General features: G+C 66.3%; 8 protein-coding genes. All 8 read right to left on the bottom strand.

The annotated features are described in order from the left end of the window. Positions 1–35: 35 nt before the first annotated feature. Positions 36–4,169 (bottom strand): DNA-directed RNA polymerase subunit beta, encoded by a 4,134-nt coding sequence (gene rpoB / locus G5B31_RS06190; protein WP_165014643.1) that lies wholly within the window; start codon positions 4,167–4,169, stop codon positions 36–38. A 246-nt stretch (positions 4,170–4,415) separates the two neighbouring features. Continuing rightward, the gene (gene rplL / locus G5B31_RS06185; RefSeq protein WP_165014641.1) at positions 4,416–4,790 is read right to left on the bottom strand and encodes a 50S ribosomal protein L7/L12; all 375 of its coding nucleotides are present in this window, start codon (positions 4,788–4,790) and stop codon (positions 4,416–4,418) included. 68 nt (positions 4,791–4,858) lie between these two features. Next, a complete protein-coding gene (gene rplJ, locus G5B31_RS06180) occupies positions 4,859–5,374 on the bottom strand; it encodes a 50S ribosomal protein L10 (RefSeq protein ID WP_165014638.1) in 516 nt (171 codons plus the stop codon). Positions 5,375–5,640: 266 nt separating this feature from the next. Continuing rightward, positions 5,641–6,339, bottom strand: a complete 699-nt coding sequence (rplA, locus tag G5B31_RS06175) for a 50S ribosomal protein L1 (protein WP_165014635.1) — start codon at positions 6,337–6,339, stop codon at positions 5,641–5,643. A 5-nt stretch (positions 6,340–6,344) separates the two neighbouring features. Continuing rightward, positions 6,345–6,797 carry a 50S ribosomal protein L11 gene (rplK, locus tag G5B31_RS06170; protein ID WP_165014632.1) on the bottom strand — a complete coding sequence of 151 codons (453 nt, stop codon included), beginning with the start codon at positions 6,795–6,797 and terminating at the stop codon, positions 6,345–6,347. 90 nt (positions 6,798–6,887) lie between these two features. Then, positions 6,888–7,421, bottom strand: a complete 534-nt coding sequence (gene nusG, locus G5B31_RS06165) for a transcription termination/antitermination protein NusG (RefSeq protein WP_165014629.1) — start codon at positions 7,419–7,421, stop codon at positions 6,888–6,890. A gap of 179 nt (positions 7,422–7,600) precedes the next feature. Then, the gene (gene secE, locus G5B31_RS06160) at positions 7,601–7,792 is read right to left on the bottom strand and encodes a preprotein translocase subunit SecE (protein WP_165014626.1); all 192 of its coding nucleotides are present in this window, start codon (positions 7,790–7,792) and stop codon (positions 7,601–7,603) included. 374 nt (positions 7,793–8,166) lie between these two features. Then, positions 8,167–9,390, bottom strand: coding sequence for an NAD(P)/FAD-dependent oxidoreductase (locus G5B31_RS06155; RefSeq protein WP_165014623.1), 1,224 nt, complete (start codon positions 9,388–9,390; stop codon positions 8,167–8,169). Positions 9,391–9,538: the final 148 nt, after the last annotated feature.

The following is a 9,538-nucleotide window of genomic DNA, read 5'->3' as shown; positions in this document are numbered from 1 at the left end:
TCAGGAAGCCCGGGTTTTCGGCGAAAACCCGTTCCTCACTCTTCCTCCGCATCCAGGAGTTCCATGTTCAGGCCGAGGCCGCGGACTTCCTTGACGAGCACGTTGAAGCTCTCGGGAACGCCCGCCTCGAAGTTGTCCTCGCCCTTGACGATGCTTTCGTAGACCTTGGTCCGGCCGGCCACGTCGTCCGACTTCACGGTCAGCATCTCCTGCAGGGTATAGGCGGCGCCATAGGCTTCCAGCGCCCAGACCTCCATCTCCCCCAGACGCTGGCCGCCGAACTGCGCCTTGCCGCCCAGCGGTTGCTGGGTGACCAGGCTGTAGGGCCCGGTCGAGCGCGCGTGCAGCTTGTCGTCGACAAGGTGGTGCAGCTTGAGCATGTATTTCACGCCCACCGTCACCTTGCGCTGGAACCGCTCGCCCGTGCGGCCGTCGAAGACGTCGGACTGGCCGGACTGGTCGAAACCGGCCCGTTTCAGCGCGTCGTTCACGTCGGCTTCCTTCGCCCCGTCGAAGACCGGGGTGGCGATCGGCACGCCGCGGGTGACGGTCTGCGCCATCTCGACCAGATCGTCCTCGTCGCGGCCGGAGAAGGCCTCGTCCCAGGTCTCGTCGCCATAGGCCAGGCGCATCGCTTCCTTGACCGGGGTCAGGTCGCCCGACCGGCGGTAGTCGCGCAGCGCGTCGTCGATCTTCAGACCCAGGCCGCGGGCGGCCCAACCCATGTGGGTTTCCAGGATCTGGCCGACGTTCATCCGCGACGGCACGCCCAGCGGGTTCAGCACCAGGTCGACCGGAGTGCCGTCCGCCAGGAACGGCATGTCCTCCATCGGCACGACCTTGGAGATGACGCCCTTGTTGCCGTGACGGCCGGCCATCTTGTCGCCCGGCTGCAGCTTGCGCTTCACCGCCACGAAGACCTTGACCATCTTCATCACGCCCGGGGGCAGGTCGTCGCCGCGGCGGACCTTCTCGACCTTGTCCTCGAAGCGCAGGTCGAGGGCGCGTTTCTGCGCCTCGAACTGGTCGTGCAGGGCCTCGACCTCCTTGGCCTGCGCCTCTTCGGCGACGGCAAGCTGCCACCACTGGCCGCGCGACAGCGTGCCCAGCAGGTCTTCGTCGATCTTCGACCCGGCCTTGATGCCCTTCGGACCCTTCACCGCCTCGCGGCCGAGGATCAGCGATTTCAGCCGCGCGTAGATGTTGCGCTCCAGGATCGCCAGCTCGTCGTCGCGGTCGCGGGCGAGGCGTTCGACTTCCTCGCGCTCGATCTGCAACGCGCGCTCGTCCTTGTCGACGCCGTGGCGGTTGAACACCCGCACCTCCACCACGGTGCCATAGGCGCCCGGGGGCAGCCGCAGGCTGGTGTCGCGCACGTCGCTGGCCTTCTCGCCGAAGATGGCGCGGAGGAGTTTTTCCTCTGGCGTCATCGGGCTTTCGCCCTTGGGGGTGATCTTGCCGACCAGGATGTCGCCCGGCTGCACTTCGGCGCCGATGTAGACGATCCCGGCCTCGTCGAGGTTGCGGAGCGCCTCCTCGCCGACGTTCGGGATGTCGCGGGTGATCTCTTCCGGCCCCAGCTTGGTGTCCCGCGCCGCGACTTCGTATTCCTCGATGTGGATCGAGGTGAAGACGTCATCGCGCAGGATGCGCTCGCTGATCAGGATCGAGTCCTCGTAGTTGTAGCCGTTCCACGGCATGAAGGCCACGATCACGTTCCGGCCGAGGGCCAGCTCGCCCATGTCGGTGCAGGGGCCGTCGGCGATCACCTCGGCCCGGGCCACGCGGTCGCCCACCTTCACCAGCGGGCGCTGGTTGATGCAGGAGGACTGGTTCGAGCGCTTGAACTTGCGCAGACGGTAGATGTCCACCCCCGGCTCGCCCGGTTCCAGCATCTCGGTGGCGCGGACGACGATACGGGTGGCGTCCACCTGGTCGATGACGCCGGCCCGGCGCGCCATGATCGCGGCGCCGGAGTCGCGGGCCACCACGGCCTCGATCCCGGTCCCCACGAAGGGCGCGTCGGATTGCAGCAGAGGCACTGCCTGCCGCTGCATGTTCGAGCCCATCAGGGCACGGTTGGCGTCGTCGTTCTCGAGGAACGGGATCAGCGAGGCCGCGACCGACACCAGCTGTTTCGGCGACACGTCGATCAGGTCGATGGCATCCGGCGGGTTCAGCATGAATTCCCCGGCCTTCCGGCTGGAGATCAGGTCGTCGGTGAACTTGCCTTCCGCGCTTTGCGCCGCGTTCGCCTGGGCGACGGTGTGGCGCATCTCCTCGGTCGCCGACATGTAGATCACCTCGTCGGTGACCTTGCCGTCGATGACCCGGCGATAGGGGGTCTCAATGAAGCCGTATTTGTTCACGCGGGCGAAGGTCGCCAGCGAGTTGATCAGGCCGATGTTCTGGCCTTCCGGCGTCTCGATCGGGCACATCCGGCCGTAGTGGGTCGGGTGGACGTCGCGGACCTCGAAGCCCGCGCGCTCGCGGGTCAGACCGCCCGGGCCAAGCGCCGAGAGGCGGCGCTTGTGGGTGACTTCCGACAGCGGGTTGGTCTGGTCCATGAACTGCGACAGCTGCGACGAGCCGAAGAATTCGCGCACCGCCGCCGCCGCCGGCTTGGCGTTGATCAGGTCCTGCGGCATGATCGTGTCGATCTCGACCGAGGACATCCGCTCCTTGATCGCGCGTTCCATCCGCAGCAGGCCGACGCGATACTGGTTCTCCATCAGCTCGCCGACGCTCCGCACCCGGCGGTTGCCGAGGTGGTCGATGTCGTCGATCTCGCCATGGCCGTCGCGCAGCTCCACCAGCGCCTTGATGCAGGCGATGATGTCGTCGCGGTCCAGCGTCCGCTGGGTGTCGGGCTTCTCGAGGTCGAGGCGCATGTTCATCTTCACGCGGCCGACCGCGGAAAGGTCATAGCGTTCCTTGTCGAAGAACAGCGTGTCGAACAGCGCCGAGGCGGCCTCGACGGTCGGCGGCTCGCCCGGCCGCATCACCCGGTAGATGTCCATGAGCGCGGTGTCGCGGCCCATGTTCTTGTCCACCGCCATGGTGTTGCGGATGTAGGGGCCGACGGTGACGTTGTCGATGTCCAGCACCGGGATGTCGGTGATGCCCTGGTCCAGGAGCAGCTTGACGGTGCCGCCCTTGATCTCGCCGTCGCGGTCGTAGTCCAGCGTCAGCTCGTCGCCGGCCTCGACCCAGATCTCGCCGGTTTCCTCGTTGATGACGTCCTGGGCCACGAAGCGGCCGACGACATGGTCGAAGGGCAGCAGCAGCTCGGTGATCTGGCCTTCGTCGATCCATTTCTTGACCATCCGCGGCGTGGCCTTCTCGCCCGCCTTCAGGATGACCTCGCCCGAGGCCGCGTCCACCAGGTCGTAGGACGGGCGGGTGCCGCGCACGCGCTCGGGGAAGAACTTGGTGACCCAGCCCTTGTTCTTGACGTGGCGGAAGTTCACCGTGTCGTAATAGGCCGACATGATGGCTTCCTGGTCCATGCCGAGGGCATAGAGCAGCGTCGTCACCGGCAGTTTCCGGCGGCGGTCGATGCGGGCGAAGACGATGTCCTTGGCGTCGAACTCGAAGTCCAGCCAGCTGCCGCGATACGGGATGATGCGGCAGGCGAACAGCAGCTTGCCCGAGGAATGGGTCTTGCCCTTGTCGTGGTCGAAGAACACGCCCGGGGAGCGGTGCATCTGGCTGACGATCACCCGTTCGGTGCCGTTGACGATGAAGGTGCCGTTGGGCGTCATCAGGGGCATGTCGCCCATGTAGACGTCCTGTTCCTTGATGTCCTTCACCGACCGGGCGCCGGTCGATTCATCGACATCGAACACGATCAGGCGCAGCGTCACCTTCAGCGGCGCGGCATAGGTCAGGTCGCGCTGCATGCATTCGTCGACGTCGTATTTCGGCTTTTCCAGTTCATACTTGACGAACTCCAGCACGCTGGTCTCGTTGAAGTCCTTGATCGGGAAGACCGACTGGAAGGTGCCCTGAAGCCCTTCGCCGTCCAGCGGCCTGTCGGCGTCGCCCGACCTCAGGAACAGGTCGTAGGAGGATTTCTGAACCTCGATGAGGTTCGGCATCTCGAGGACTTCGCGGATCTTGCCGAAATAGCGGCGGATACGTTTCTGGCCAACGTAGACTTGCGCCATGCTCTTCGTAACCTTTCATTTTCCCGCGGCGGGCTTCCGTCGGGCCACGGAAGCGCGCCGCCTGGGCGGAGAGGGAGAGAGAGGTTCCATACCTGCCGCCTGTCCCGTCAGGCGGCTCCCGAACCTGTCGTCGCACCCGGAAAGACGCTTTCCCCGAAAGCCCCTTTCAAGACGCGATTTGGCTGGGGACGGAAGGATCCGTCCCCAGCCGGAAATCAGCGAAGCGGGAAGTCCCGCACCGTCCGATTACTTCAGCTCGACCTTGGCGCCAGCCTCTTCGAGCTTCTTCTTCATCGCCTCGGCGTCGGCTTTGGAAGCGCCTTCCTTCACCTTGCCGCCGGCTTCGACCAGGTTCTTGGCTTCCACCAGGCCCAGGCCGGTGATCGCGCGCACTTCCTTGATCACGTTGATCTTGTTGGCGCCGGCGTCGGTCAGGACGACGTCGAACTCGGTCTTTTCCTCCACGGCTTCAGCCGCGGCGGCCGGACCGGCAGCCATCATGACGGCGCCACCGGCGGCCGGCTCGATGCCATACTTGTCCTTCAGGATGGTCTTCAGTTCCTGGGCTTCCAGAAGGGTCAGACCGACGATGTCTTCGGCGAGTTTGTTCAGATCAGCCATTTTTGCTTTCCGTAAGTTCAGATGGGGTTCCAACGACGCGGGGACAACCCCCGCGCGAGACGCGAGGGTCAGGCCGCGGCCTTCTCCTCGATGGTCGACAGGATGCTTGCGATGTTCGAAGCAGGCGCGCCAATGGCACCGGCGATGTTCGAGGCGGGCGCACCGATGCAGGACACGATCTGAGCGATCAGCTCTTCACGCGACGGCATCGAGGCCACGGCTTTCACACCGGCCTTGTCCAGGATCGTGTCGCCCATCGCCCCGCCGAGGATCACGAAATTCTCGTTCCCCTTGGCATAGGCGTCGCAGACCTTGGCCGCAGCCACGGGGTCTTCGGTGAAGGACAGCACGGTCATGCCCGTCAGCAGGTCGGCCATCTTCGCGGCCGGCTTGCCTTCCAGGGCGATCTTGGCGAGCGTGTTCTTGGCAACGCGCACGGACCCACCCACGTCGCGCAGCTTCGCGCGCAGGTCCTGCATCTGTGCAACCGTCATTCCCGCGTAGTGGGCTACCACCACGACGCCAGAGCTTTCGAAGATCTGGCCGAGTTCCTCGACCACTTTCTCTTTTGCGGCTCTATCCACAGTTCCACTCCAAGATTGGGGTTTCCCCCGGCTCACTTCTGCCCCCTTGCAGGGGCGTTTCGGTCCGTTTCAGGGTTCCGAAGGCAAGACCGCCCGAAGGCGAGATCGTCTCGTTCCCCATCTCGGGCAGGATATTAAGGCGTTTGCGCGCCACCCGCCGTCTCGGACAGGACGGGGCTAAAGGATCTCTCCCCTTCGCCCCGCCATCCCTTGGCCCGAGGGCCGCGGGAATTCGTTGGGTGGGGCCGGGGCCCCACCGCGGCGGGTCACGCCTGCGCGGTCGTCGCCAGGTCCACCGACACGCCCGGACCCATGGTCGAGGAGAGCGAGACCTTCTTCACATAGGCGCCCTTGGCCCCCGAGGGCTTGGCCCGGGTCACGGCGTCCACGAAGGCGCGCACGTTCTCGGCCAGCTTGTCCTCGGCGAAGCTCACCTTGCCGATGCCGGCATGGATGACGCCGGCCTTCTCGACCTTGAACTGCACCTCGCCGCCCTTGGCGGCCTCGACGGCGGATTTAACGTCCATCGTCACGGTGCCGACCTTGGGGTTCGGCATCAGGTTGCGCGGGCCCAGGATCTTGCCCAGACGGCCGACCAGCGGCATCAGGTCCGGGGTGGCGATGCAGCGGTCGAACTCGATCTTGCCGCCCTGGATGGTTTCCAGCAGGTCCTCGGCGCCGACGATGTCGGCACCCGCCGCCTTGGCCTCATCGGCCTTGGCGCCGCGGGCGAAGACGGCCACGCGCACGGTCTTGCCGGTGCCGTTCGGCAGCAGGCAGACGCCGCGGACCATCTGGTCGGCATGGCGGGGGTCGACGCCCAGGTTCATCGCGATCTCGACGGTTTCGTCGAATTTCGCCGAAGCCGCGGATTTCACCAGCTTGACGGCGTCCTCGACCGAGAGGTTGGACTTGCCGGCAAAGGCTTCCTGCGCCTTCTTCACGCGCTTTGCGATCTTGGCCATGATGATCAGCCCTTCACTTCGATGCCGCAGGACTTGGCAGCGCCAAGGATGATGTTCATCGCCGCCTCGACGGTGTTGGCGTTGAGGTCCTTCATCTTGGTCTCGGCGATCTTGCGGACCTGCGCCGCGCTGATCGTGCCCGCCACTTCGCGGCCCGGCTTGGCCGAGCCCTTGGTGCGGTTGCGCTTGCCCTGCGGCTTCAGGCCGGCGGCTTCCTTCACCAGGAACGAGGCCGGCGGCGTCTTCAGCTCCATGCTGAACGACTTGTCGACGTAATAGGTGATGATCGTCGGGGTCGGCGTGCCGGGCGGCAGGTCCGCCGACTTCGCGTTGAACTCCTTGACGAAGGCCATGATGTTCAGCCCGCGCTGACCCAGGGCCGGGCCGACGGGCGGCGACGGGTTCGCCTGACCCGCCTTGATCTGCAGCTTGAGGCTGCCTGCGACTTTCTTGGCCATCTGGCCTACTCCTTCTCACAGCGCCCTCTGGCGCGGTTTAGTGGTCCGGTCCGCCGCCCCGAAGGGGGCTCGCCTCCCACGCGCTTCGCCTCAGGCCTCTTTCGAGACCTGGGTGAATTCCAGTTCGACGGGCGTCGCCCGCCCGAAGATCGAGACCGAGACCTTCAGCCGGCTGTGCGACTCGTCCACTTCCTCGACCATTCCGTCGAAGCCCTCGAAGGGCCCGTCGGTGACCTTGACCTTCTCGCCGATGTCGAAGCGGATCAGGTTGCGCGGCTGCGCCTCGCCCTCTTCGACCCGGTTCAGGATCGCGTTGACCTCGGCGTCGCGCATCGGCATCGGCTTGCCCTGCGGGCCGAGGAAGCCGGTGACGCGGTTGATCGAGCTGATCAGGTGGTAGCCGCGGTTCGACATTTCCATGTGGACCAGCACATAGCCCGGCATGAAGCGGCGTTCCGAGGTCACCTTCTTGCCGCGGCGCACCTCGATCACCTCTTCGGTGGGCACCAGCACTTCGTCGATCTCGTCCTGCAGACCGGCGTCTTCCACGGCAGTCTTGATCTGATCGGCAATCTTCTTCTCGAAATTCGAGAGGACGCTTACCGAATACCAGCGCTTTGCCATGGCCTCACTTCACCTTCTGCCTTGCGGGACCGGATCGCCCCGTCGTCTTTTGCCCGGAACAAAAAACAGCGCGCACCCCGAATCGATGCGCGCCGGTTGTCCTTTGGTTGGCCCGGGGATTAGCCGGTGCCGACCGATTGATCAAGGGGCAAGCGCCAGGCGGGCCGCCCCTTCGGCCCTCAGGCGCCGAAGATCAGCCGCAGGCCGGTGCGGATCGCCAGGTCGACCAGGCTGAAGAAGGTTGCGGCAAGGGCGGCGAGGATGAAGACCATGACCGTGGTCAGCATCACCTCGCGGCGGGACGGCCAGTGGATCTTGGCCACCTCGCCGCGGACCTGCTGCATGAACTGGAGGGGGTTGGTGCGGGCCATGGGCTTTCCGCCTTTCAGGATTCCGGGGTCGGCTGGCGACATACGGAATGCCGGGCCGGAATTCAAGCGCCGAGGCAGGGAAGGGGCCGACGATTGCTGGAGATGGGCTTCAACAGGTGTCGGCTTCTGCTCTCGCCGGACGGCTTCGGCTTCTTGGCGAAGGCGCGTGCCTTCGCCACAGCGCAACGCTTCCCCTTGTCCCGGCCGGGCCCCAAAGGCCCGGCCAGCGCCCGCCCCGCCCTCGGCGGGCGCTTCTCGCCCGCCGGGTCGGGCGCTGGCCTCTCGGGGTTAAGGACTGCCACCGTCTCCGGGTGCAGCCGCCGCGCACGGGCGGGGGCGAGGCAGTGCCTCGCCTGTTCCCGCCCGCTCTCAGACTACCCCCGCTCGGCGATATGTCCCGCCAGCCGCCTTGCGTCGCGCCAGGCGCCCCAGATGAAGGCGGAGGCGCGGCAGGACAGCCAGGACATGCCGACGAAATAAAGTCCGGGCACCCTGGCCACGCCCTTGTCGTGGGCGGGGCGGCCCTTGTCGTCGAAGGCCGGGACCTGCAGCCAGGAGAAATCCAGCGCATAACCGGTGGCCCAGATGATCGAGGCGATGCCTTCGGCCTTCACGTCCAGTTCCCGCACCGGGGTCGTCGCGCAGGCGGGAAGCGGCCCGATCTTCCGCGCTTCCGGTTCCTGCGGCAGGTCGATGCCGTTCGCCTCCAGATAGGCGTCCGCCTCGTCCAGCACCGAGAGGTAGTTGGCATCCCCCGCCTGGATGTTCGCGGCAAGGTCGCCGGCGAAGGTCAGCTTGCCGTCGCGCCAGCCCTCGGCCCGGCCGACCAGCCCCATGCCGCGGGCGGCGAGGTCGCGGAAGTCGACGGTCTTGCCGCCGCGGGCGCCGGAGACGGCGATGGTGACGTGTTCCGTTCCCGGCGCCATCACCGGCATGTCCCATTTGCCGAGCACCCCCAGCCACCAGACGAAATCCCGCCCGCGGTAGCGGATCGGCGGGCGGTCGTGCGGGCCGACCGAGAGAAAGACCTTGCGGCCGGCGCGCAGGAGTTCATCGGCGATCTGCACGCCGGAGGAGCCGGCGCCCACCACCAGCACCGCGCCTTCGGGCAACTGGCCGGGGTTCTTGTAGTCGGCGGAATGGATCTGGACCAGCCCGGCCTCCTCGGGCACCAGCGGCGGGATCACCGGCTTCTGGAACGGGCCGGTGGCGGAGACGATGTTCCTGGCCTCGAACACGCCCTCGCTGGTCTCGGCGCGGAAGCGGCCATCGGGCAGTTGCGTCACCGCGTTCACCGTGACGCCGCAGCGGATGGGCATCCTGATCCGCCGGGCATAGTCCTCGAAATATTCGACGATGCGGTCCTTGGGGGCGAAGGCATAGGGATCGACGCCCTCGAAGCTGAGGTTGGGGAAGCGGTCGTGCCAGGCCGGGCCGTTGGCGACCAGGCTGTCCCAGCGGCCGGTCCGCCACTTCTCTGCCAGCCGGTCGCGCTCCAGCACCAGATGGTCGATGCCGCGGTCGGAGAGATGTTCGCTCATGGCGATGCCGGCCTGGCCGCCGCCGACGATCAGCGTGTGGATGGTCTCGACGCTCATTCCGCTCTCCCTGTCCCTTGGGGTGGCTTCAGGCCAAAGCATGTATGGGAGACTCTGGATAGGGAAAACCAATTTCTCCCTTGCTGTCGGTTAGGTGCTGCCTAATCCGGGCGGCAAGGCGAGGGGGCTTCCGCCCGCCGGTGCCGCC

Origin of the sequence: Rhodobacter sp. SGA-6-6, assembly GCF_011043545.1 — a bacterium.
Taxonomy (GTDB): domain Bacteria; phylum Pseudomonadota; class Alphaproteobacteria; order Rhodobacterales; family Rhodobacteraceae; genus Pseudogemmobacter.
The sequence above is the reverse complement of the archived record's forward strand: the minus strand, read 5'-3'. Positions and strand labels throughout refer to the sequence as shown.

Coding starts and splice junctions, on each gene's coding strand:
- rpoB (WP_165014643.1), bottom strand. CDS start 4,169: ATGGCGCAAGTCTACGTTGGCCAGAAACGTATCCGCCGCTATTTCGGC.
- rplL (WP_165014641.1), bottom strand. CDS start 4,790: ATGGCTGATCTGAACAAACTCGCCGAAGACATCGTCGGTCTGACCCTT.
- rplA (WP_165014635.1), bottom strand. CDS start 6,339: ATGGCCAAGATCGCAAAGCGCGTGAAGAAGGCGCAGGAAGCCTTTGCC.
- rplK (WP_165014632.1), bottom strand. CDS start 6,797: ATGGCCAAGAAAGTCGCAGGCAGCCTCAAGCTGCAGATCAAGGCGGGT.
- nusG (WP_165014629.1), bottom strand. CDS start 7,421: ATGGCAAAGCGCTGGTATTCGGTAAGCGTCCTCTCGAATTTCGAGAAG.
- secE (WP_165014626.1), bottom strand. CDS start 7,792: ATGGCCCGCACCAACCCCCTCCAGTTCATGCAGCAGGTCCGCGGCGAG.
- G5B31_RS06155 (WP_165014623.1), bottom strand. CDS start 9,390: ATGAGCGTCGAGACCATCCACACGCTGATCGTCGGCGGCGGCCAGGCC.